Raw genomic sequence first — 21,928 nt, 5'->3', positions numbered from 1 at the left:
GAAGACTGAGCGGATCGACCGATATGCATGGAACCTTTGACATGGCGATCCTGTCTCGCCTGCGGTTCAAACAACTCGCCCTTGTGGCCAGCCTGGAAGTGACCACGAATCTGCACGGATCCGCGCGCGAACTGAACCTTTCGCAACCGGGAGCGACCAAGCTGCTGAAGGAGGTTGAGGAAACGCTGGGCGTGACACTGTTCGAACGCCAGTCCCGGGGCATGAAGGCAACAGCCTATGGCGTCGTCGTCGCCAGGCATGCCCGCCAGATCATTTCCGAAACGGGACGCCTGAAGGCGCAACTGTCCGCCATGCAGCGCGGCGAATACGGGAAGGTGCGGCTCGGAGCCATCATGGAAGCCTTGCCCGGACAGGTTTCCAGGCTGCTCACGAACCTGATGGAATCGAGTTCCGGGCCGCAGATCAGCCTCACGGTTTCAACGTCCGACAACCTGATCGCCGGGCTCAACGAAGGGGCACTCGACTTTGCGCTGGGCCGGCCCGTAGAGCACCTCGATATGAGCGGCATCCGGTTCGAACCGCTGTGGCAGGAGAAACTGGCCGTCGTCGCCGCGCCTGGCCATCCACTGGCGGAGAAGGACCGGCTCGGCCTGAAGGATCTGGACGGCTTCAGCTGGATCCTTCAACCGCGCCCCAGTCCCATGCGGATGTCCATCGACCTGGCGTTTGCCCGCGCGGACCTGCCCGCACCGCATTACAGCCTGGAAACATCCTCGATGCTGATGACGACCGTCGCGGTCGGCGAAAGCGACCTGCTGGCCGTCCTGCCGCAATCGGTCGCCACTTACTACTCGGACAGCGAGCTGATCCGTATCCTGCCGGTGCAACTGGAGGAGCACATGAGCCGCTATGGGCTTCTCATCCCGAACAAGGATGAATTCGGTCCCGAAGTCGAGGCGCTGGTGTCTCTGGTGCGGTCTCTGTTTTAGGTGCAAATGCCTTGCGGGGGCTGATCTCGTCGGCGCCCTCCGGTGCCCTCATTCTTCTCGGGTGCGCGTTGAATCCACCCGCAGCATGGACAGCAGTTTCCGGACCGCCGGGGATAGAAAACCGTCATTTCGGACGACGGTCTGGAAGAACCGGTCAAGCCGCGCTTCCGGGACCGGTACCGCACGGCGGCCGCCTGCGACCTTGGAGTCCGGCTTGCATCACGCATCGAATTCGCTCAATAAATAGCCCTCTTCCAGATCCGATTGCCGGTCGTGCGTCGTTTCATTTCAAGGACTTCACAGCTCAAGGCGGGACATTTCATGTTTGACGATATCGACATGTTGGCCAGGGAGGCGACGGAATGGCGCCGGCACCTGCACGAAAATCCGGAACTGCAATTCGTTGAAACCGATACCGCAGCCTATGTGACGGAAAAGTTGCGGAGTTTCGGCCTGGAACCGGAAACGGGTATCGGTGGCACGGGCGTGGTTGCGGTTATCGAAGGCAATGGCTCGGCCGGCAAATCCATCGGTCTGCGCTGTGAGCTGGATGCCCTGCCCATCGAAGAACAGACAAATGTGTCCTATGCTTCCAGGCGCTCCGGCGTCATGCATGCCTGCGGTCATGACGGCCATATGGCCATGCTGCTCGGCGCGGCGAAAAAGCTTGCTGCCGACCGGGAATTCCCTGGCCGGATCGTTCTCATCTTCCAGCCGGCGGAGGAGTTCGGTGGGGGCGGTGAAAAAATGATCGTCGAAGGCCTGTTCGACGGGTTCGACTGCGACGAAGTCTACGGCATTCACAACATGCCGGGAATTGAAGCGGGCAAGGTTGCGGGCGTTTCCGGGCCGGTCATGGCGGCAGCCCGGGCCTGGGACCTGAAGATCGAAGGCAAGGGCGCGCATGCGGGCTGGCCCCATACGGGCATCGACAGCATCGCCGTGGCGATGGATTTCATCAACGCATGTAACGCCATCGTTGCGCGTGAGACCGATCCGATTGCGGCCGTCGTCATTTCCACGACCCAGATACACGCAGGCACCAACTACAATGTCATTCCGCAGTCTGTTCATGTCGGCGGTACCATTCGAACCCTGTCCGACGCCGCCATGGCGGATGTGATTGCGCGCATGCAGCGCGTGGCGAGGGGAGTTGCGATCGCGAAAGGGTGCGAGATTACCTTCGACGTTCAGAGCGGATACCCGGTGACGGTCAATCACGGCACGCAGCTGGCCGGAGCGCTTGCGGCAGTGCAGTCGGCTTTCGGCAGCGAAGCCATCGAAGCGGAGTGCGATCCAAAGATGGGTACGGAGGATTTCTCCTACATGCTCAATGAGAAACCGGGCGCCTATCTGTTTCTCGGCTCGGGCGATGTGGCCCCGCTGCACAATCCCTCCTACGATTTTCCCGACGGGATCATCGAGCGCGGGATCGGGGTCTGGATGACCATCGCGAAGGCGCGCACCGCCGCCTGAGCCTCCACACAATCGACGTTTCAAAGAAGCCGGGCCTTGCCCGGCTTTTTCTTTAGGCATGCCTAAAACGTAACCTTGACATGTCTAAGATTCTTATTGAACATGTCTAAACACGGAGAAAGACATTTTCATGTATGATCGCAATTCCCCCTTCATGTCGAGGCAGTCGGTTCTCGAACCCAAGCAGAAAACCGAATTCGCCGAGGAGCGGCTCTCCCAGGCGATCTTGTGGTGTGAACTCACTCCTGGTTCCACGGCGACGGAAGTGGAGCTTGCGGAACGGTTCGGTCTCGGGCGCGCGGCGACGCGCGCTGCGCTCGCCAAGCTTTCGGCCTTTGGTCTCATGCAGCCGATCCCGCGCCTCGGGTGGCGGGTCCTGCCGATGAGCGGAGCACTGATCGGACAGGTGATTTCGGCCCGTCGGCTCGCGGAACCGGCTCTCGCCGGAGCCGCTTTGAAAGCCGACGCCCTCGGCCAGGCGGCGAACCTTGCCAACATGATCGCCATCATCGGCGATCAGTGCGATGAGGGGTCGCTTTCCACCCGGCGCGGATACGAGCGCGATCTGTTCGACCTCGTCGCTCAGGGCGTCAATCCGATCGTGGCCAATTTTCTTGCGAGCCTCTGGGACCAGTCGGACCGGATTGTCCGGTTTCTCGAGATCGGCGGCGCCAAGCCGATGGGGTCGATCAACGCGGAAGCCCTCGTCGATGCGCTTGCGGAGGGGAAAACGGAGATGGCCGAAGCGGCGCTGATGGAACATCTCGACAGATTTCAAAGCTTCGCCAGCGAAGGACTGCTCAACGACGGCAGCGAGCTGGTGTTGGACGGAGGAAGCTCAAAACGGCAGGCAGCACCGGCAAAACAGCAAGAAGAATCAAAAAAGCCTGCAGACGGACCTATTCGTGTCTCCTCGCGCGACAGGTCATCTAGTACGGGAACAGAATCATGAACGCGTTCAGAAAAACGGCGCATCGTATCGCGCCACTCATACTTTCGGTCGGCCTGGTCTTCACTGCTCCGGCGGCTGGTCTTGCGAAGGACCTGCTGACGGTCAATCTGGTGAACGAACCGGCGACCCTCGATCCGCACCAGCAATGGAATCCGGACAGCTATTACGTCTACAGAAATATCTTCGACAACATGCTCACGCGCGACAATGCGGGTGAAATCGTGCCGCAGATCGCCACGGCATGGGATCAGGTCAGCGATACGGAGATCACGTTCGATCTGCGCGACGACATTGTCTTTCACGACGGCGAGAAGCTGACGGCGGAAGATGTCGTCTACTCCATCGAGCGCATTACCGATCCGGATTTCGCCAGCCCGCAGCTCGGCCAGTTCAACAAGATCATCAAGGCCGAAGCTCTAGGCGACTACAAAGTCAAGCTGACGACCGACGGTCCGTATCCGGCGTTGCTTGCACAGCTCGTCAAGCTGTCCATCGTTCCCGAGCACGTCGCCTCCTCGATGACGTCCGAAGAGTTCAATGCCGCGCCGGTCGGCAGCGGTCCCTACAAGTTCGTCAAGTGGGATCGCGGCGTGGAAGTTGTCGTGGAGAAAAACGACGACTACTGGGGCGACAAGGGGCCGTTCGAAACCGTCTCCTTCAAGGGCGTGCCGGATGCCTCCACCCGCATGGCGAACCTGCAGGCCGGCACCGCCGATCTGGTGGTCACGCTCAACGCTGACCTTGCCCAGCAGCTTGAAACCAGCGGCCGCGGCGTGGTGAAAAACGTGAACACCGAGCGCGTCGCTTATTTCGCCATGAACAGCACCAAGGCTCCGCTCGACGATATGGAACTTCGCAAGGCGATCGGCTACGCAATCGATCGTGAAGGCATCGTCGAAGGCCTTCTGGGGGGCTATCCGAAGGTGGTGGACCAGATGTTGTCGCCGGCCCATTTCGGCTGGAAGGACGGCATGACCGGCTTCACCTACGATCCCGAAAAAGCCAAGGAGATTATCGCCGGTCTCGGCGACGATGCGAAGGTCGAGATGGCTCTGGCAACCTCGCCGGTGTTCGACCAGCGTGTCGTGCAGGCAATCCAGCAGATGCTGACCGAAGTCGGCCTGAACGCTTCCATCGAGATTGTCGACATGGCCACCTGGCTCAAGGATCAGCAGACAAGCAACGATCAGGCGCCGATGCTGACCTTCTCGCGCTGGTCGTGCGCGTGCCAGGATCCGGACGGCATCATGTATCCGCTGTTGCATTCGTCGTCCGCCTGGTCCCGGTTCTCGGATCCGAAGATCGACGAATTGCTCGATGCCGCGCGCAGCGAGCTGGATCTGGAAAAGCGCGCAGGGCTCTATGCGGAACTCAACGCGCTTGCCGTGGAAAAGGCCGCCATCCTGCCGCTCTACCAGGCAGCAATCATCTATGGCGCGTCGGACAAGCTGGACTGGCAGCCGACCTCCAACGAGAGCATGTTCCTGAACCGCATGGGCTGGTCGGAATAATCCCCGAAGGCCGGCGACTTCACGCCGGCCGCTCCCCCTTTTGCCGCGCGCCCCGTGCGCCGGACCTCACGCATGGAGACTGCAAATGTCTTTTTCGAAATTACTCAGGGCGGCCGCTGTCGTCTCGGTGATGCTGACCACGGCTTCTGCGGCGCTTGCCAAGGACGAACTGGTGGTCGATCTGGTGAACGAGCCGGCGACACTTGATCCCCACATGCAGTGGAATCCTGACAGCTACTACGTCTATCGCAACATCTTCGACAATCTCGTCACCCGCAACAATGACGGCGAGATCGTGCCGCAGGTTGCCGAGAGCTGGGAACAGATCTCCGATACCGAGCTGCAACTGGACATCCGCGACGGGATCACGTTTCACGACGGCGAACCGCTGACGGCTGACGACGTCGTCTATTCGGTCAAGCGGATCACCGATCCGGACTTCTCCAGTCCGCAGCTCGGTCAGTTCAATTCCATCGTCGACGCGAAAAAGGTGGACGACAACACGGTCGTCCTGACCACGAAGGAGCCTTATCCGGCGCTGCTTGCCCAGCTCGTGAAACTGTCCATCGTGCCGGAGCATGTTGCCGGCAAGCTCGGCAAGGAAGGCTTTAACGAGGCTCCGGTTGGTTCGGGTCCCTACAAGTTCGACGGGTGGGACCGCGGCGTTCAGGTCACCCTGAGCAAGAACGACAACTACTGGGGCGACAAGGGGCCTTTTGAAACCGTCGTCTTCAAGGCCGTGCCGGATGCGTCCACCCGCGTTGCGAACCTGCGCGCAGGAACAGCCGACCTGGTGGTATCGCTCAACAGCGACCTGGCCATGCAGTTCGAGGGAGCCGACGGCGTCAAGGTGCTGTCCGCGCCCACCGAACGTGTCGGCTTCATGGGCATGAACACTCTGGTTCCGCCGCTCGACGATCCGGAAATCCGCCTGGCCGCCGCAATGGCAATTGACCGGGAAGGCATTGTCGAAGGCATTCTGCAGGGTGGCGAGAGCGTCGCCAGCCAGATGGCAACCTCCGCGCATTTCGGTTTCGTGGAGGGGGTCGAACCCGTTCCCTACGACCTTGAAAAAGCCAGGGCGATCGTTGAGGAAAAAGGCGAAGCGGCCAAGGTGCCGATGAAATTCGCGACCTCGCCGGTCTATGACCAGCGTATCGTCCAGGCCATCCAGCAGATGCTGAACGAAGCCGGGTTCGACGTCGAAATTTCCATGACCGACATGGCAACCTATCTGAAAGCCGCCCAGAACCCGGAACAGTCCGCGCGCCCTCAGCTCAGCTTCGGCAGGTGGTCCTGCGCCTGCCAGGATGTCGACGGGGTTCAGTATCCGCTCCTGCATTCGTCCTCCAACTGGTCGCGCGTAAACGACCCAGCGCTGGACACACTGCTGGAGACCGGCCGGGCGACACTCGACGAGGCTGCCCGTCTGGACGCCTATTCCAAGGTTCAGAAGATCGTGGCGGACAACACCTATATTCTGCCACTCTATCAGGCGGCTGCTCTCTACGGCGCCAATGATGCGCTCGTCTGGCAGCCGACCGCGAACGAAAGCCTCTTCCTCAACCGGATGAGCTGGCAGAACTGAGCAAGACGCAATGACAAGCTTCCTCCTGCGCCGCATCGGCCAGTCGCTCGTCGCGCTCTTCGGTGTCATGACGCTGGTGTTCTTCATCCAGCGTCTGACCGGAGATCCGACATACCTGCTCGTGCCGGAAACGGCGACGCAGGAGGATATCGAGGCCATGCGCCATGCGCTGGGCCTCGATCGGCCGCTGTTCATTCAGTATGTGGACTTTTTCCGGGATACGCTGAGTCTGGATTTCGGAAAATCCTTCATTCAGAATGTTCCGGTCACCACGATCATTGCGTCGCGGCTTCCCTACACACTGGAACTCGCCGCCGGTGCCTTGCTGGTCGCTGTGGTCATCGGTGTGCCTCTCGGGCTTTTGCTGGCGCTCGCGCAGAAGAAATTCTGGACCAACGGGCTTATGGGAATTGTTCTGGCGGCACAAAGCATGCCGACCTTCTGGAGCGGCATTCTCATGATCCTCCTCTTCGGCGTCTCGCTCGGCTGGCTGCCGCCGTCGGGTTCGGGCTCGTTCGCCCATCTCATCATGCCGTCCATTGCGCTGGGCCTTCTGTCCATGGCGACCTATGCCCGCATCATGCGCAGTTCGGTGCTGGACGAACTGTCGAAGGACTACATCCGTTCCGCACGGGCGCGGGGCGTGAAGACCCGCAGGCTGGTGATCCGGCATCTGCTTCGTAACTCGGCCATTCCGGTCATCTCGATCACCGCGCTGGAAATCTCCCAGCTTCTGGCCGGAGCGGTGATCGTGGAAACGGTGTTTGCCTGGCCCGGGCTGGGTCTGCTGACGGTCCAGTCGGTGGTTTCACGTGATTTCGTTGTCGTTCAGGGCGTCGTCCTGCTCGGCGCACTTGTGACGATCGCCATGAATTTTCTCGCCGACATTCTCTACAGTTTCGTCGATCCCAGAATCCGCCTGGACGGAACCGGCCGATGACGGGAGCTCTCAAAAGCCTGCGCACGGTCTTCTTTCCCGCAGACGGCAAGGGGATACCTGTCGGCGTCTTTGTGATGATCGTCGCGTTCATGGTGCTGGTCGCCGCGCTGGCGCCCCTGCTGGCGCCTGTCGATCCGAACACGCAGAACCTGATGGGGCGCCTGAAGCCACCGGGAACGCTTGCCCGGGGAACATTGTTCGTGCTCGGTTCGGACGAACTCGGTCGGGATCTGCTCTCCCGGCTGATGTATGGCGCGCGCGTCTCACTGTCGGTCGCCTTCCTGTCCGTTCTGCTGTCGGGAGTGGTCGGAACGGTGCTCGGGATGGCGGCTGGTTACAAGCGCGGCTGGGTCGAGACGGTGATCATGCGGATCGTGGATATCTTCCTGTCCATCCCGGCAATCCTGCTGGCGATCATTACGGTTGCGGTCCTCGGGCCGGGCTTCATCAACGTCATCCTGGTGCTGGCCCTGACCCGCTGGCCACGCTATGCGCGTGTTGCCTACGGTCAGACCCTGTCGGTGGCGAACATGCCTTATGTCCGCCTATCGACGGCCATGGGGGCCGGCTGGGTCCGCATTCTCGCCCTGCATATCTTCCCGAACATTATCGCCGCTCTCTCCGTGGTCGCCACGCTGGAATTCGGCCTGATGGTTCTCTTCGAGGCGGGTCTGTCCTTCCTCGGGCTGGGTGTCCAGCCGCCCACCGCAAGCTGGGGGGCAATGCTGAGCGTCGGGCGCAACTATGTCTCCAACGCCTGGTGGATCGCCACTTTCCCAGGAATCTGTCTCTTTCTTCTCGTGCTGTCGGTCAATCTCATCGGTGACCGTCTCAGCGACTATCTCAATCCCAAGTCACGGTAGTTCATCATGGAATTCGGTACTCAGTTTCAGGGACAAGGTGTTGTCGTCACCGGTGCGCTCGGCCTGTTCGGCCGCGGGATCGCCAAGGCATTCGCAGCAGTCGGCGCGAAGGTCTGCGTTACGGACATGGACCAGGCCGCGCTGGAAGACCTGGTCACGGAACTCGGCACCGAGGGAAGTTTCGCCCGGGCCTGCGACCTGACGTCGACCGAGGACATGGACAATCTCATCAAGGCGGTCGGCGATGCCTGGGGTGCTCCCGACATCCTGATCAACAATGCGGGCATCTATCCGAGCGGCTTTCTGCTCGACATAGACACCAGCGACTGGGACCGGCTCATGGATGTCAACCTGCGGGCACCGTTTCATCTTTCGCGCGGCTTTGCCCTGCAGATGATCAAGGCGGGCAAGACCGGGAGTTTCGTCAATATTTCTTCCGGCGCTGCCCGCAAGATGCGCCGGACCGTCGTGCCCTATTGCGTTTCGAAGACGGCGCTCGACCGGCTGACCAAGGGATTTGCGGTCGAGCTTGCCGAGTTCGGCATCCGTGTGAATGCCCTCGAACCGGGATTTGCCGCCGGCAGCAGCGTCAGCGCCCTTTCGGAGGAACATGTGACCCGGGCAATCAGGGGCATTCCTCTCGGACGGCCGACCAGCATGGACGATATCGGGCCGGCGGTTCTTTATCTGTCTTCACGGGAAGCCTCCTATGTGACCGGTACGACCCTCTCCGTCGACGGTGGCAATTCAGCCGGCACCCTTGACGTATTCCAGGACAAGAAGACACCGCTATGAGCAGCCTGAAACCCGCAGCCCCGTATCCCTGGCCGGAGGGAAAGACCTCCGCATTCTGCTTCAGTGTCGATGTGGATGCCCATTCGCCCTGGATGTGGAACAACCGCAACGATCCGCCGGCCCTGCTGTCCCACCTCGAACAGCGCCACTTCGGCCCGCGGGTCGGGCTCGCACGGCTTGCCCGGCTGCTGGAGTCCGTCGGCGTCAAGGGAAGTTTCTTCGTGCCGGGTGCGGTTGCCGAGGCGCATCCCTGGATGCTGCCGGAATTGCTGGAGGCCGGTCACGAGGTTGGGCTGCACGGATATTTCCACGAACTCGTTCAACAGGTCAGCGATGCGGAATTCTCGCGCATGCTCGAGGCTTCCATCGCGCTGTTCGAAAAACAGATCGGAAAAAAGCCGGCCGGGTTCCGGTCGCCTGCCTGGGAGATGACCCCGCATATGGTGGCCGAGGTCAAGCGCCACGGCTTCTACGACAGTTCGCTCATGGGTTTCGAGACGCCCTATTGCGTGGACGGGCTTACCGAGGTGCCGGTCAACTGGGCGACGGATGATGCCATCTTCTTCAAGTTCCTCGGCGGGCCGGGCATGGACAGCTGGCCGCCGGTCGGGACAGATGCAGTGCTTTCTGCCTGGCAGGAGGAACTGACCGCCAGTCGCACGTTCGGTACGCTGTTCATGCTCACCGTGCACGACTGGATCTCCGGGCGCGGTGCGCGCACGCAGATGCTGGAAAAGCTTCTCGAAAGTGTTCTGTCGGACAGCGGAATCTGGGTCGCGACCGTAGGCGAGGTCGCGGCGCATTATGAAGCGGTGACGCCCGGTCGGGATGCCGTTTCGCCGGAGATACCGGAGACCCTCTTCAACCATCCGGCCTGGAAAGGCGCCTGATGCAGACCTGGAATATTCACAAGCACCAGCTTGTCTCGACAAAAGGCATCGTTGCCGCCCAGCAGTTCGAAGCGGCGCAAGCCGGTGCCGCCATCCTGGATGCCGGCGGCAATGCCATGGATGCAGCCGTTGTCACGGCGCTCGTGCTTTCGGTGGTGGAACCCTGGTTGAGCGGCGTCGGCGGCGGCGGCCTGCTTCTGTGGGCTGACGGGCAGGGACAGGCAGTCGATACGCTGGATTTCAATGTCCGCGCCAGCCGCAACATGACCCGCGACCAGTATCCGCTGAGCGGCGGGCTTGATGGCGACTGGTTTGACTGGCCCGCTGTGGAGGACGACCGGAATATAATCGGCTATTCGTCCATCTGCGTGCCCGGGGCAATCGCGGGCTTTGCCGAAGCGCTGGAGAAATACGGGACAATCAGCTGGGCCGAGGCGCTTGCGCCTGCCATCGAGTTCGCCGAACGCGGCATGATCGTCGACTGGTTCACCAGCTTGTGCCTTGCCATCGATCTGTCGGGCCTATCCCGGTTTCCCGCAACGGCGGACCTGTTCCTGGACAACGGCAAACCACGCAAGGTCGGGCTGGGTGAGGCGGAAGCCTTTCTGCCGATGCCTACCAAGGCCAAGATGCTTCGCCGCCTCGCGGAGGCAGGTGCCAGGGACTTCTACGAAGGCGACATCGCCAGAAGTCTTGTCGAGGACCTTCAGGCGGGCGGGTCGGTCATCGACGCGCAGGACCTTGCCGGCTACCGGCCGCGCTGGTCGCATTCCAGATCAGCGCCCTACCGGGAAACGACCGTGCATGTCGTTCCGGGCCTGTGCGGCGGGGCCAGTCTTCTGAACACGCTGGGGCAACTCGAAGATGTTCTGCCGCGGCTCAAGGTGAACAGTGCGGAAGCGGCATCCGCCTATGCCAGAGCCATTCGAACGACCTATGAAGACCGCCTGAAGACCATGGGTCATGCAGGCAGCCGGGAGGACTGCACCAGTCATGTCTCGGTGGTCGACAAGGACGGCAACATGGTTTCTCTCACCAACACGCTGCTGTCCCGCTTCGGCTCGAAGGTTCTCCTGCCGCAAAGCGGCATTCTGATGAACAACGGCATGATGTGGTTCGATCCCCGCGACGGGGTGCCGAACGCCATTGCCCCCTCGGCGCAACCGCTTGCCAACATGTCACCGGCCATCTTGCATCGGGAAGGCAAGCCCTGGCTGGCGATCGGTGCGGCCGGCGGGCGGCAGATATTCCCGGCGCTGGCCCAGCTCATATCCTATCTGGTGGATGGCGAACTCTCCCTGGATGAAGCCTTCCACGCCCCGCGTCTCGACGGCAGCGGTCCGACGATCGTGATCGACCGGACGGCGGAGCCGGACGTCGCGGCGGCCGTGGCCGAACATTATCCGGTGCGGATCACCAGCAACACGCTGCATCCGGTATGTTTCGCCATTCCCTCCGCAGTGTTGAACGACCGCGTCACCGGCAAGCGATTTGGCATGGTTCATCCCGTGAACCCCTGGACGGGCGCCGCCGAAGGAGGGGCCGATGGCTGACGCACGCGCCGACACCACCCTCCGGATCTCCGGGCTGAAAGTCTCCGTCGGTCCCTTCCAGGTGGTTGACGGGGTGAATATCGACATCGGGAAAGGCGAGATCGTCGCCCTGGTGGGAGAGAGCGGGTCCGGCAAGAGCCTGACGGCGCTTTCCGCCATGGGACTGCTGTCGGGCCGCGTCGTGCAGAGCGGAGGCGATATTCTTTTGAACGGCGAGCGGATCGATCCGCTGGACGAGCAGGAAATGAGCCGTCTTCGCGGGACGCGCATTTCAATGATTTTCCAGGAGCCGATTGCGTCTCTCAATCCTCTCCTGAGCGTCGGCGAACAGGTTGCCGAGAGCCTGTTCGTGCATGGCCGGGCGGGGCGAGCGGAGGCCTGGTCGAAGGCCGTGCAGATGCTTGCCGATGTCGGTATCCCGGAACCGGAAAAACGCGCCCGGCAGTTTGCCTGGGAATTGTCCGGCGGCATGTGTCAGCGGGTGATGATCGCCTCCGCGCTGATCGCCGAGCCGGACCTGTTGATCGCCGATGAGCCGACGACGGCTCTCGACGTCACGGTTCAGGCGCAGATACTCGATCTGATGCGCCGCCTGCGCGACAAGACGGGCACCTCGATTCTCATCATTACCCACGACATGGGCGTTGTGGCGTCCATAGCCGACCGCGTCTGCGTCATGTATGGCGGCAGGGTTGTCGAGCAGGCGGAAGTGCACCAGCTGTTCAGGGCTCCGCAGCACCCCTATACGAAACTTCTCCTGACAACGATTCCCAAGATTACCGACACACCCAAGGAAGAGCTCTATTCCATCAAGGGGACGGTTCCCGATATCAGCGCCTTTCCCAAAGGGTGCCGGTTTCGTACACGCTGTCCGCTTGCCGACGATGTCTGTCTGCTTTCACCGGAACTCGAAGCTGCAACCGGGGCGCAGGGTGGGCTTGTCGCCTGCTGGCATTCCGACAAGACGGAGACGCTCCAATGAGTGAGGCGCAGCGGGAACCGGAGCAATCGCCGCGCCCTGTCCTTCTTCAGGTCGATACCCTGAAGGTTCATTTCCCGTCGGGCAGGAAAAGCCTGTTCGGCGAGGAGCAGGTGGTGAAAGCGGTCGACGGTGTCTCCTTCCGGGTACACGAAGGCGAGACGGTAGCGATTGTGGGGGAATCCGGATGCGGGAAGTCGACGACCGGCAACGCCATCCTCGGCCTTGCGCCCGTCACCGAGGGCAGGGTCTCGTTTCGGGGGCGCGATATTGCCGGTCTCGGACCGGAGGAGCGTGCCAGCATGTGGCGCAATCTTCAGGTGGTCTTTCAGGATCCGGTCGCCGCGCTCAACCCGAAGCGGACAATCGGCCAGTCGATTGCCGAGCCACTTGCCATCAACAAGGTGCCGAAGACGCAGCAGAACGAACGTGTCGCAACGCTGCTTGATCTTGTCGGTCTCAATCCGGGCCAGAAGGACCGTTTCCCGAACGAGCTCTCCGGGGGGCAGCGTCAGCGTGTGGTCATCGCCCGGGCCCTTGCGCTGGAACCGGACCTGATCATCTGCGACGAGCCGGTTTCGGCGCTTGATGTATCGATCCAGTCGCAGATCCTGAATCTGCTGATGAAACTGCAGAGGGATCTGGGGCTTGCGTATCTTTTCATCTCGCATGACCTGTCCGTGGTCCGGCACATCGCCGACCGGGTCATCGTGATGTATCTCGGTCATATCGTGGAACAGGGGCCGGCCGACATCCTCTTCAGGGCGCCCCGTCACCCGTATACGGAAGCCTTGCTGTCGGCGATTCCCTTGCCGGATCCGGTTCTGGAGAGAGCAAAGAAACGGGTGCTCCTGGAAGGCGATCTTCCCAGCCCGGTGGACCCGCCGAAAGGCTGTCCCTTCGTCACGAGGTGTCCCATCCGCGAGGCACGTTGCGCTGATGAAAAACCGGCTCTGCGGCAGGACGAATACGGCCGGGAAACAGCCTGTTTCCTGCGGTAGGCTCCGGCTGGTCGTCTGCTTCTCGGGCAGCGGGCCGATCCGCGTCCTGCCGTTGTCGCGAGTGTAGGCAACGCGAAGAGCCAGAGCCGCCATGGGCTTCTCGTCCCTCATGAATATCGATCGATAAATTAATTCGAATTGACGCTATGGATCGGTGCCCTCAAGCTTCCCGAGATCTAACGGGGAGGCGGCTGGCCGTGGCCTGCCGGAGAAAGGCGGGGGAAATGGTATGAACGTCGGTTCAAGAATTTATCTCAAGCGTCAGGTAACGCCTGCCGACATTGTGGACGGGTTCCGTACTTTGCCGTCGGCCAATGTCGCCGACTCGATGAACCGCCTGAACTCCCTGGAGCCACGCATCCGCCGGATGGGGCCGCCGCTTGCCGCGCCAATGGCAGGCGCCGCGGTGACGGTACGGGTCTGTGCCGGCAACAACCTGTTGTTGTACAAAGCCTTGGACATCGCCGTGCCCGGTGATGTGATCATCGTTTCCAACGGTGGTGCGGACAATCAGGCGCTGATGGGCGAAGTGATGTTCGGATATGCGAAGTCTCGCGGCGTTGCCGGGATGGTCTTCGACGGTCCGGTGCGCGATGTCGACTCGTTGGACAGCCTGGAGCTTCCGGTGTTCGCCACCGGTCTGCGGCCCGGCGGACCTTTCAAGAACGGTCCGGGAGAAGTGAACGTTCCAATCGCCTGCGGCGGCGTCAGCGTGAGCGCGGGGGACGTCATCCTGGCCGACAATGACGGCGTGGTGGTCATTCCGCGGACGGGCGCTGCGGGTGTGCTGGAGCGAGCCCGCGCCTTGTCGAAGACGGATCAGGAGAAGGTTGCGGCAGGTCTTGCCGGAACCCTGGACCGGAGCTGGGTCGAGCCTGCGCTCGAGGCTGAGGGTTTCGAGCAGATTGACGGCTTTTATGAATGAAATGCCCAAATCCGTCGCGCTGTCTTACGCGGACCGGGGCATGCCATATTCCGGTTTCTAGCGCACCGTGGAGAAGGCGGTCGGAGTTAGAAAGCTGGAAGCGATGTTGGCCACGACTTCGCCGTGTTCGGCCTGATGGGCGGAACGGGCCGAGACCCATTCGGGATCTGTTGCAAAGGCGGTCCAGAGGCGCTCGCGCTCTTCCAGCGTTTCCCATGCCAGGAAATAGGTCAGGTCGTGGTTCGAGGGGCCTACCAACGTGGTGAAAAAGCCTGCGGGACGCAGGCCGATCCGTTGCCAGATGCGCAAGGTTGTCGTTTCGAACCGTTGCAGGAGGGCGGGCATTCCACCGGGCACACATGAATAGACGCGCATTTCATAGATCATCGGGATTTCCTTTTGGGGCCTGCAGTCGATGTCGCGGCGATTTTATCGCGAGGTGCTCAGGTCTTCGTCGATACCTTGCGCGGGTTTGTGCGGCAGGCGGATCAGATAAGAGTTCAATTCCTGCATGGTCGTGCAGGAATTGGCCGTGACCTAACCGCCGACCACGGCGGTCTGGTCGGAATAGCGCACGGTGAAGGTCATCGAACCTTCGTTCAGCATCCAGCGGCGCAGGTCATACCGGCGCAGGCCGGCGGCGTGGAACGGATCGGCATCCGCGAGCGCGCGGGCTTCCGCCTCATCTCTGGCGCGCACAATGATCATGCCGCCGTAGGGGACGTCCGCACCTTCCTCGAACAGCGGGCCGGCGCCGAACAGAATGCCGTCGCGCTCCATCCTGATCTGATACTCCAGATGTGCGGGCAGAAGCTCCTGCATCCCGGGTCCGCGTGCGGGCGTCGTGGTGATGACATAGAGCGACTGGCGCAGCATGCTGGCGTAGAGGTCTTCGGGTTTCTGTGCACTCATGATGAGGCTCCAATCGGATCTGGAACGACAAGGCCCGCCGGAATGGACCGGCGGGCCGGGACGTCAGCGTTTGTCGATACCGGCTGAATCAATCACGTCGGTCCAGACGGCGATTTGGCCTTCGATGAGCGCCTTGAGCTCTTCGCCGCTCGAACCGCCAGCCTTGGCTCCCAGGTCGCCGATCTTTTCCTGCACCTCGGGCAATTCCAGCGCTTTATGCACTTCGCCGCGGATGCGTTCGGCAATGTCATCGGGCACGTCTGCGGGCATGCCGATGGCGGTCCAGGAGACGACATCGAAACCTGGGGAGACGGTTTCCGACACGGTCGGAACGTCGGGAGAATCCGGCCAGCGGTTTTCGGAAGTCGCTGCAAGGATGTCATAGACGCCTGCTTCGGCCTGTCCGCGGATAACGGTTCCGGTGTCGATGATCACGTCCACTTCGCCGCCCATCAGGGCCGTACTTGCCGCAGCGCCGCCCTTGTAGGGCACATGAATGAACTTCGCTCCGGTGCGAAGATCGAGAAGTTCACCCGTCAGGTGCTGGGTGGATCCGACGCCGGAATGGCCGATCTTGAGCGTGCCGGGGGCAGCCTTGGCAGCCTCGATCAGCGCATTGATGGACTCGTATTCACCGGCTCTGGCTGCAATGAAGAACGGGAACTGGCCCAGGGTGGAGATGAAGGTGTAGTCATCGACGGACTCGTAAGGCAACTGATTGTAAAGCGCCGCGGCCACGGCGTGGCCGCCCACCATCAACTGCATCGTATAGCCGTCCGGGTCCTGTTTGGTGACATAGCCGGAAGCCACGGTGCCTCCTGCGCCGGGACGTGATTCCACGACCACCGGCTGTCCGAGGCCCTTGGACATTTCCTCGGCCAGGATGCGGGACACGGTGTCGGCATTGCCACCGGCGCCAAAGCCGTGGACGATCCGCAAGGAGTGATCGGGAAAGCTGTCTTGCGCGGCGGCAGGCAGCGCCAGCGCGAGGGTCAATGGCAGAGCTGCCAGTAATTTCTTGAACATTGTATTCCTCCCAGTTGTTCAAGCCCTTGTTCCGTCAGCCCGGGCTTGTTGAAGGCTTTTCGCTTAACTCAAGGCGTTGAGTGGACGGGTTTTCTCATGGCCGAAACTCCCGACCAGACGGCAAATGCGATCAGCACGGCCGAACATGCGACCAGCATGGCGCTGATCGGCCGAGTCAGGAAGATCGTGAAATCGCCGCCGTACAGCAGCATGGTCCGGCGGAAATTGTCCTCAAGCAGCGGGCCAAGGACAAAGCCCAGCATGACGGGGGCCGGCTCGAAGCGGTAATTCTTCATCAGGTAGCCAAGCACGCCGAAGGCGAGCGTGAGAACCACATCCGTGACGCTGGTGCGGTGTGAATAGACGCCGACACAGATCATGACGATGATCACCGGATAGAGCTTCTGGTAGGGCACGCGCAGAAGCAGAACCCAGAGCTTTATCAGCGGGATGTTGATCAGAAGGAGAATGATGTTGCCGACGAAGAAACTCGCGATCACACCCCAGAAAAGCTCCGGCTGATCGACCGCGAGGCGCGGTCCGGGAATGATGCCGTTCAGTATCAGCGCGCCTATGATCAGCGCCATCACCGCATCACCGGGGATGCCCAGTGTCAACGTCGGGATAAAGCCCGTCTGGGCAGCCGCGTTGTTGGCGGACTCCGGCGCCGCCAGGCCGGGCAGATGCCCCTTGCCGAACTTTTCAGGTGTGCGTGAAAACCGTCTCTCCATGGCGTAGGCCATGAAGGAGGCAATGGCCGCACCGGTTCCGGGCAGGGCGCCGAAGAAGCTGCCGATGCCGGATCCGCGCACAATCGGCAGCACCAGGGAGCGGGCTTCCGCTCTGGTGGGAAGGACGTCCCGCATGGTGATTGAGAGCGCCGGTCCCGGCGGGCTGCGCCGGGAGGCGTTGCGGATGATCTCGCTGACCCCGAAAAGGCCCATGGCCAGGGATACAAGGCTGATCCCGTCAGCCATTTCCGGCATGGCGACAAAGCGGTAGTACCCGGTCGTCGCATCCGCACCGACAAGTCCCAGGGCGATCCCCAGGAGCACCATGGCGAAGGAGCGGATCTGGGAACCGGTGCCGATCAGCGAGGCGGCGAGCAAGCCGAGGATCACAAGCATGGCGTATTCCGGTGCGCCGAAGCGCAACGCGATGATCGTCATGGGGATCGCCGCCAGCACCAGAATGGCGACGCCGACGATGCCGCCGACGAAGGACGAACAGGCCGCCACGAAAAGCGCAAGCCCGGCGCGGCTGCGTTGCGCCAGCGGATAGCCTTCAAGACAGGTGACCACCGATGATGGCGTTCCCGGCAGGTTCAGAAGGATGGAGGCGATGGAGCCGCCATACTGGGAACCGTAATATATGCCCGCCAGCATGATCATCGAGGTCGTTGCATCGAGGTAGAAGGTGACCGGCAGCAACAGCGAAATAGCCGTGATTGCGCCGATCCCGGGCAAGACCCCGATGAGCTGACCGATGAACACGCCGATGAAGGCATACATCAGGATCTCGGGTTGCAGAACGACGCTCAGACCGAGCAGGAACTGATCGATCATCGCTACCTCCAGAATGCCGGAATGGGCAATTCGAGTGCGACAAGGAACAACAGCCACCCTCCAAGGGTCGCGAGACAGGCGTAAACCAGCACGGGCAAGGGGCGCGCCTCGTCATCGGCAAACATCGAGACGACGACGGCGAGGAACATCGACGGCACAAGGCCGGCGATGTCGATAAGACCGGCGAACAGGAGGATGGCCGTCGAGACGAAGATCAATCCACGCGGATGCATCCTGCCCGCCTGCGCGGCTTCGGGGGTCGCCACGTCAATGGCGATGATCGCAACAGCCAAAGCGCAGATCAAGAAGCCCACCACACGCGGGATGTACCCCGGACCCATCTGGGTCAGGTTGCCCACCGGATAGCTCCAGCAGATCAACAGCATCACAAGACCCGCCACAAGCAGCACGCTGCCGCTCAGGGCGCGCCGCGCTGTGCCTGGCCAATCCTGGGTCACGCTTTGCATAACCGTCTCCTCCCTGAGACCGTTGATCGACGAGGCCTGTTTCACGGCCCCTTGTTCATGGTCCCTGCCGGTGTATTCGAAGGCGCCGGCGGAACGATGCCGAACCTGTCGGCGACCGCCGCCAATCGCTTGAGTGTGCCTTCTGCAATTGGAATGCCGTTTTGCATGCGTTCGGCAGACAGACAAAACCCGCGTTCCCCGGGCATCAGGATTTTGTCTGTGCCCGGTGCACGGGGCAACTTCCTGAGGCGGTCCGCCAGATCCGAGATGTGTTCGGCAAAGGTGTCCGGCTCACCGAAAGCCGCAATCTTTATGGCCAGCGCGGCACCATTCATGGCGCCTTTTTCTCCCGCCAGCACAGGAGCGATCGCGGGGTTTGCCACGAGGACACTTGCGAGGACTTCGATCATCAGGGACAGGCCGGACCCCTTGGGGCCGCCAAGAGGTGTCAGCGTCGCCACATCCGAAGGGTCCGTCGCAGGCGTGCCATCAGCGGCAATCGCCCAACCTTCCGGTATGGCCGAGCCGGTATCCCTGGCATGCATGATCTTTCCCAGTGCCACGGTGGAGGTGGACATATCCAGAAGAAGTGGCAGTCCCTGCGATGGTGCGGCGATGGAAATCGGATTTGTCGAAAGCCCGGAGACCCGAGCCCCGTGGTAGGCCATCAAGGGGCCGGAGGCCGTCATGACTATCCCCAGACAGCCGTTTTCGGCAGCTCGCAGCGCGAAGTAGCCGACGGCTCCCGCGTGGGTGATGTTACGCGCCGAGCACCAGCCGATCCCGAAACGTCCGGCTGTCTCCACTGCCGTATCCATGGCCGCGATCATCGCGGAAGGGCCGGGAGCGCGCGCTGCTTCCAGCACGGAAACCGCTCCTTCCCGGGACACGACATGGGGAACCGCGACCGGATCGATGGTCCCCTCTTCGGTCATCTCGATATAGCGAGGTATGCGCAGGACCCCATGTGAGTCCGCTCCACGCGCGTTTGCCCAGACAAGGATTTCAGCCGTATTTTCCGCATGGGCCGGGCTGTAACCGCCGGCCTGCAGAAGATCTGCGGCATACCGCTTGAGTTTGTCCGGGTGGAACAGCTTCATGCTTGTGAACCCAGCGGTGTCGGGAAGAATTTTTTCAGCCAGGCATGGATCAACGCCCGGGTATGCGGCTCGTCCTCATCCGACAGCGGGAAATGAGAGACACCGGTAGGGATCATCAGCTCGGCGTTGGCGCCGGCTTTTTCGAACAGCCGGATCGACTGCTCCATCGGTGTGATCACGTCCCCTGCGGTATGGAACAGTAGAAGCGGACGCGGCGCGATCTCGGCCACGACATCTTCCGCACGGAAATTATACATGCTGATGGCAGTCTCGACCGGCACTTCGAACTGGGCATGTGGAGACAGATTCTTGCGCAGTTCTTCGGGGATGGGAACCACGTCGAAGCGCGAAACCCACAAGCTTTCGCCCGTGGCCGCCTTATGCCTGCGGCCTTCGTCCAGAAGGGCGGTGAATTTCGCCCAAGCCTCCGGGGTCGGGTGTTGTCCGCGGAATTTGCGTTCGCCGTCTCCCCAGCCGCAGAGCGACAGAACACAGGCCACGCGCTGATCGACACCGCCGGTGAAGATCGCGACGGCCGCTCCGAAGCTGTGGCCGGTGACGCCTATGCGGTCCGGGTCCACCTCTTCGCGCTGTGCAATGAAGCTGAGCGCGTTGCGCGTGTCGGCGACCTGATCAAAGCACCGCACCTCGCCGCGCGCGCCTTCGCTTTGGCCGCAACCGCGAAAATCGATGCGGAAAACGCAATAGCCCATTTCCTCGATCATGCGCGCGACAAGCTCCACGTGAGACTTGTCCTTGGTGCCGACGAAGCCGTGCAACACGATGAAGGTCGGCAGGCGCTGTCCGGGTTTGCGTCCTTTGGGGACGTGCAGAATGCCTGACAATTTCAGGCCGTCTGACATGAATGTGAGATCGTGTTCCATTCAGGGTCCTTGGTGTCGCTTCGAGAGTTACCGGGTTTGCGCGCGCCGTGCGGCGCTGAAGGTTTCAAACCTTGCCAGATGATCGCGCAGGAAGGCTTCGGTGTCCGGATTGGTGATGCTGGCAGCCTCCACATCGACCTTCCCCCTGGCGCCTGCGACCTGCACCTCGGGTTTCGCCATGATTTGCATGTCCTGACTGTGAAGCACCTGACGCAGGCTTTCATGAACCCTTGCGCCACCGAGCAGACCGGGGGACACGCTCCAGATGGCGACAGGTTTGTCCGCGAGCGGATTTGGGTTGGCGCGGGACAGCCAATCGATCGCGTTTTTCAGCGCGCCCGGAATTGACCAGTTGTATTCCGGTGTCACGATCAGCAAGGCATCGACACCGGCGACCGCGTCTGTCATTGCACCGACGGCTGCGGGCAAGCCGGCGTCGAGAACATCCTGATTGAACAGCGGCAGGGTGCCCGGGTTGGGCAGGGACTCACATGTCATGCCCTGGGGCACCAGACCGGGCACGGAGCGGGCAACCGCCCTTGAGAGCGATTGCTGCCTGAGCGAGCCTTCCAGAATTCCGATTTTGATCACGTTGTCGTCCATACTTTATGTTGGGGGCGTCATGCGTCCTGCGGGGCGGCCCATGGAAACTTGTGCGCGAGCCAGGGGGCGGGTGCGGGTTCTCCCCAGACGTTCATCACGCGGACATTCTCGGGTCGCTTCAGCGCGGTAATCACGTTCGGTTCATAGCGGTCATCATCGTGGATGAACGCCATGCCGCCTGCGCATTCGACCATCGCGCCGCAGGCGTCGATATAATAGGCGTAGGTATTGTCACCCGGCCGGTGCCGCCCGGGGCCCCACACCAGCATCTTGTCGTGGGTATCGAGCAAATCGCCGAGACGGCAGTAGTCGGAAAATTCGGACACTTCCCAGGAATAATGGTGCATGCCCGTCGGGCCGCGCACGATGCCCAGAATGTGATGCAGGCGGTTGCCTCCGCGCATCCAGCTCAGCCCGTCATCCACCATCCGTTCCGACAATCGCAGACCCATGATCTGCTCAAGCTGGGCTCGTGTTTCAGCCGGTTCCGGCGAGGTGATATTAACGTGGTCAAGGCGCAAGGGACCGAGCCCGACGGTGGCATGCCGCCGGCCGTATGTTTCATCCGCAATTGGAGAGTGGACCTCGAAAGTATGGCCTTGAGGGGTCACGAAGCTCATGCCTTTTTCGCAGCAGGACAGGCTCGGCTGCGTCGCGACGACGCGGCACCCGGCGGCCGCGACCCTGCCTGCGGCTTGCGCCACGGCGTCTTCCGAGATCGCATCGAAGCCGATGGAGCGCACGGAGTTTTCGGAGGCCTGGTGCAGGACCAGTTCCGCCCGGCGCCCGTTCGATGACAGCCAGACAGAGCCACCATGTTCATGCGTGACATGCAAGCCGAGGATGGAAACCGACTCATCAACCAGGGCCTGGACGTCAATCACGTTCAGCTGAACATGACCGAGCGCATTCACCAAGTAGCTCATTTCTTCATCCTTCAAGTCCTCT

The 21,928-nt window shown here is 61.6% G+C and carries 22 protein-coding genes; 13 read left to right on the top strand and 9 right to left on the bottom strand.

Going from position 1 to position 21,928, the window contains the following annotated elements:
* The first annotated feature begins 23 nt into the window (after positions 1–23).
* The 13 genes from Q1B40_RS23700 to Q1B40_RS23640 all read left to right on the top strand — a co-directional run bounded on the left by Q1B40_RS23700 (position 24) and on the right by Q1B40_RS23640 (position 14,423).
* Positions 24–950 carry a LysR substrate-binding domain-containing protein gene (locus Q1B40_RS23700; RefSeq protein ID WP_299820684.1) on the top strand — a complete coding sequence of 309 codons (927 nt, stop codon included), beginning with the start codon at positions 24–26 and terminating at the stop codon, positions 948–950.
* A 321-nt stretch (positions 951–1,271) separates the two neighbouring features.
* On the top strand, positions 1,272–2,426 hold the full coding sequence (locus tag Q1B40_RS23695) for a M20 family metallopeptidase (protein WP_299820681.1): 1,155 nt from the start codon (positions 1,272–1,274) through the stop codon (positions 2,424–2,426).
* 130 nt (positions 2,427–2,556) lie between these two features.
* The gene (locus Q1B40_RS23690; RefSeq protein WP_299820678.1) at positions 2,557–3,378 is read left to right on the top strand and encodes a GntR family transcriptional regulator; all 822 of its coding nucleotides are present in this window, start codon (positions 2,557–2,559) and stop codon (positions 3,376–3,378) included.
* A complete protein-coding gene (locus Q1B40_RS23685; RefSeq protein WP_299820675.1) occupies positions 3,375–4,889 on the top strand; it encodes an ABC transporter substrate-binding protein in 1,515 nt (504 codons plus the stop codon). The genes Q1B40_RS23690 and Q1B40_RS23685 overlap by 4 nt, the downstream gene beginning before the upstream one ends.
* Positions 4,890–4,974: 85 nt before the next feature.
* Positions 4,975–6,477 (top strand): ABC transporter substrate-binding protein, encoded by a 1,503-nt coding sequence (locus tag Q1B40_RS23680; RefSeq protein WP_299820671.1) that lies wholly within the window; start codon positions 4,975–4,977, stop codon positions 6,475–6,477.
* 10 nt (positions 6,478–6,487) lie between these two features.
* Positions 6,488–7,417 carry an ABC transporter permease gene (locus tag Q1B40_RS23675; RefSeq protein WP_299820668.1) on the top strand — a complete coding sequence of 310 codons (930 nt, stop codon included), beginning with the start codon at positions 6,488–6,490 and terminating at the stop codon, positions 7,415–7,417.
* A complete protein-coding gene (locus Q1B40_RS23670) occupies positions 7,414–8,280 on the top strand; it encodes an ABC transporter permease (RefSeq protein ID WP_299820665.1) in 867 nt (288 codons plus the stop codon). The genes Q1B40_RS23675 and Q1B40_RS23670 overlap by 4 nt, the downstream gene beginning before the upstream one ends.
* A gap of 6 nt (positions 8,281–8,286) precedes the next feature.
* Entirely contained in the window at positions 8,287–9,075 is a 789-nt protein-coding gene (locus Q1B40_RS23665) for an SDR family NAD(P)-dependent oxidoreductase (RefSeq protein WP_299820663.1), read from the top strand.
* A complete protein-coding gene (locus tag Q1B40_RS23660) occupies positions 9,072–9,965 on the top strand; it encodes a polysaccharide deacetylase family protein (RefSeq protein WP_299820660.1) in 894 nt (297 codons plus the stop codon). Before Q1B40_RS23665 ends, Q1B40_RS23660 begins: the two co-directional genes overlap by 4 nt.
* The gene (locus Q1B40_RS23655; RefSeq protein ID WP_299820658.1) at positions 9,965–11,518 is read left to right on the top strand and encodes a gamma-glutamyltransferase; all 1,554 of its coding nucleotides are present in this window, start codon (positions 9,965–9,967) and stop codon (positions 11,516–11,518) included. The genes Q1B40_RS23660 and Q1B40_RS23655 overlap by 1 nt, the downstream gene beginning before the upstream one ends.
* Positions 11,511–12,500, top strand: coding sequence for an ABC transporter ATP-binding protein (locus Q1B40_RS23650; RefSeq protein ID WP_299820655.1), 990 nt, complete (start codon positions 11,511–11,513; stop codon positions 12,498–12,500). Before Q1B40_RS23655 ends, Q1B40_RS23650 begins: the two co-directional genes overlap by 8 nt.
* Entirely contained in the window at positions 12,497–13,498 is a 1,002-nt protein-coding gene (locus tag Q1B40_RS23645; protein WP_299820652.1) for an ABC transporter ATP-binding protein, read from the top strand. The genes Q1B40_RS23650 and Q1B40_RS23645 overlap by 4 nt, the downstream gene beginning before the upstream one ends.
* Before the next feature lie 229 nt (positions 13,499–13,727).
* Positions 13,728–14,423 (top strand): RraA family protein, encoded by a 696-nt coding sequence (locus Q1B40_RS23640; protein ID WP_299820649.1) that lies wholly within the window; start codon positions 13,728–13,730, stop codon positions 14,421–14,423.
* Positions 14,424–14,480: 57 nt separating this feature from the next.
* Here Q1B40_RS23640 and Q1B40_RS23635 read toward each other — a convergent pair whose 3' ends face one another.
* The 9 genes from Q1B40_RS23635 to Q1B40_RS23595 form a co-directional block, all read right to left on the bottom strand.
* Entirely contained in the window at positions 14,481–14,810 is a 330-nt protein-coding gene (locus Q1B40_RS23635) for an NIPSNAP family protein (protein WP_299820646.1), read from the bottom strand.
* 150 nt (positions 14,811–14,960) lie between these two features.
* Positions 14,961–15,335 carry a YciI family protein gene (locus Q1B40_RS23630; RefSeq protein WP_299820643.1) on the bottom strand — a complete coding sequence of 125 codons (375 nt, stop codon included), beginning with the start codon at positions 15,333–15,335 and terminating at the stop codon, positions 14,961–14,963.
* A gap of 63 nt (positions 15,336–15,398) precedes the next feature.
* The gene (locus Q1B40_RS23625; RefSeq protein ID WP_299820640.1) at positions 15,399–16,361 is read right to left on the bottom strand and encodes a tripartite tricarboxylate transporter substrate binding protein; all 963 of its coding nucleotides are present in this window, start codon (positions 16,359–16,361) and stop codon (positions 15,399–15,401) included.
* 68 nt (positions 16,362–16,429) lie between these two features.
* On the bottom strand, positions 16,430–17,926 hold the full coding sequence (locus Q1B40_RS23620; RefSeq protein ID WP_299820637.1) for a tripartite tricarboxylate transporter permease: 1,497 nt from the start codon (positions 17,924–17,926) through the stop codon (positions 16,430–16,432).
* Positions 17,927–17,928: 2 nt separating this feature from the next.
* Positions 17,929–18,393 (bottom strand): tripartite tricarboxylate transporter TctB family protein, encoded by a 465-nt coding sequence (locus tag Q1B40_RS23615; RefSeq protein WP_299820634.1) that lies wholly within the window; start codon positions 18,391–18,393, stop codon positions 17,929–17,931.
* 41 nt (positions 18,394–18,434) lie between these two features.
* The gene (locus tag Q1B40_RS23610; protein WP_299820631.1) at positions 18,435–19,493 is read right to left on the bottom strand and encodes an Ldh family oxidoreductase; all 1,059 of its coding nucleotides are present in this window, start codon (positions 19,491–19,493) and stop codon (positions 18,435–18,437) included.
* Positions 19,490–20,377: an alpha/beta fold hydrolase gene (locus tag Q1B40_RS23605; RefSeq protein WP_299820628.1), complete on the bottom strand. Its 888-nt coding sequence runs from the start codon at positions 20,375–20,377 to the stop codon at positions 19,490–19,492. The genes Q1B40_RS23610 and Q1B40_RS23605 overlap by 4 nt, the downstream gene beginning before the upstream one ends.
* Before the next feature lie 27 nt (positions 20,378–20,404).
* Positions 20,405–20,968: an NADPH-dependent FMN reductase gene (locus Q1B40_RS23600; protein WP_299820626.1), complete on the bottom strand. Its 564-nt coding sequence runs from the start codon at positions 20,966–20,968 to the stop codon at positions 20,405–20,407.
* Between the two features lie 29 nt (positions 20,969–20,997).
* A complete protein-coding gene (locus Q1B40_RS23595; RefSeq protein WP_299820623.1) occupies positions 20,998–21,906 on the bottom strand; it encodes a VOC family protein in 909 nt (302 codons plus the stop codon).
* Positions 21,907–21,928: the final 22 nt, after the last annotated feature.

Source organism: uncultured Roseibium sp., from assembly GCF_947496995.1.
Taxonomy (GTDB): Bacteria; Pseudomonadota; Alphaproteobacteria; order Rhizobiales; family Stappiaceae; genus Roseibium.
The sequence above is the reverse complement of the archived record's forward strand: the minus strand, read 5'-3'. Positions and strand labels throughout refer to the sequence as shown.

What these genes read in the sequence shown, in the direction of transcription:
- Q1B40_RS23700 (WP_299820684.1), top strand. Translation starts at nt 24, where the DNA reads ATGCATGGAACCTTTGACATGGCGATCCTGTCTCGCCTGCGGTTCAAA.
- Q1B40_RS23695 (WP_299820681.1), top strand. Translation starts at nt 1,272, where the DNA reads ATGTTTGACGATATCGACATGTTGGCCAGGGAGGCGACGGAATGGCGC.
- Q1B40_RS23690 (WP_299820678.1), top strand. Translation starts at nt 2,557, where the DNA reads ATGTATGATCGCAATTCCCCCTTCATGTCGAGGCAGTCGGTTCTCGAA.
- Q1B40_RS23685 (WP_299820675.1), top strand. Translation starts at nt 3,375, where the DNA reads ATGAACGCGTTCAGAAAAACGGCGCATCGTATCGCGCCACTCATACTT.
- Q1B40_RS23680 (WP_299820671.1), top strand. Translation starts at nt 4,975, where the DNA reads ATGTCTTTTTCGAAATTACTCAGGGCGGCCGCTGTCGTCTCGGTGATG.
- Q1B40_RS23675 (WP_299820668.1), top strand. Translation starts at nt 6,488, where the DNA reads ATGACAAGCTTCCTCCTGCGCCGCATCGGCCAGTCGCTCGTCGCGCTC.
- Q1B40_RS23670 (WP_299820665.1), top strand. Translation starts at nt 7,414, where the DNA reads ATGACGGGAGCTCTCAAAAGCCTGCGCACGGTCTTCTTTCCCGCAGAC.
- Q1B40_RS23665 (WP_299820663.1), top strand. Translation starts at nt 8,287, where the DNA reads ATGGAATTCGGTACTCAGTTTCAGGGACAAGGTGTTGTCGTCACCGGT.
- Q1B40_RS23660 (WP_299820660.1), top strand. Translation starts at nt 9,072, where the DNA reads ATGAGCAGCCTGAAACCCGCAGCCCCGTATCCCTGGCCGGAGGGAAAG.
- Q1B40_RS23655 (WP_299820658.1), top strand. Translation starts at nt 9,965, where the DNA reads ATGCAGACCTGGAATATTCACAAGCACCAGCTTGTCTCGACAAAAGGC.
- Q1B40_RS23650 (WP_299820655.1), top strand. Translation starts at nt 11,511, where the DNA reads ATGGCTGACGCACGCGCCGACACCACCCTCCGGATCTCCGGGCTGAAA.
- Q1B40_RS23645 (WP_299820652.1), top strand. Translation starts at nt 12,497, where the DNA reads ATGAGTGAGGCGCAGCGGGAACCGGAGCAATCGCCGCGCCCTGTCCTT.
- Q1B40_RS23640 (WP_299820649.1), top strand. Translation starts at nt 13,728, where the DNA reads ATGAACGTCGGTTCAAGAATTTATCTCAAGCGTCAGGTAACGCCTGCC.
- Q1B40_RS23635 (WP_299820646.1), bottom strand. Translation starts at nt 14,810, where the DNA reads ATGATCTATGAAATGCGCGTCTATTCATGTGTGCCCGGTGGAATGCCC.
- Q1B40_RS23630 (WP_299820643.1), bottom strand. Translation starts at nt 15,335, where the DNA reads ATGAGTGCACAGAAACCCGAAGACCTCTACGCCAGCATGCTGCGCCAG.
- Q1B40_RS23625 (WP_299820640.1), bottom strand. Translation starts at nt 16,361, where the DNA reads ATGTTCAAGAAATTACTGGCAGCTCTGCCATTGACCCTCGCGCTGGCG.
- Q1B40_RS23620 (WP_299820637.1), bottom strand. Translation starts at nt 17,926, where the DNA reads ATGATCGATCAGTTCCTGCTCGGTCTGAGCGTCGTTCTGCAACCCGAG.
- Q1B40_RS23615 (WP_299820634.1), bottom strand. Translation starts at nt 18,393, where the DNA reads ATGCAAAGCGTGACCCAGGATTGGCCAGGCACAGCGCGGCGCGCCCTG.
- Q1B40_RS23610 (WP_299820631.1), bottom strand. Translation starts at nt 19,493, where the DNA reads ATGAAGCTGTTCCACCCGGACAAACTCAAGCGGTATGCCGCAGATCTT.
- Q1B40_RS23605 (WP_299820628.1), bottom strand. Translation starts at nt 20,377, where the DNA reads ATGGAACACGATCTCACATTCATGTCAGACGGCCTGAAATTGTCAGGC.
- Q1B40_RS23595 (WP_299820623.1), bottom strand. Translation starts at nt 21,906, where the DNA reads ATGAGCTACTTGGTGAATGCGCTCGGTCATGTTCAGCTGAACGTGATT.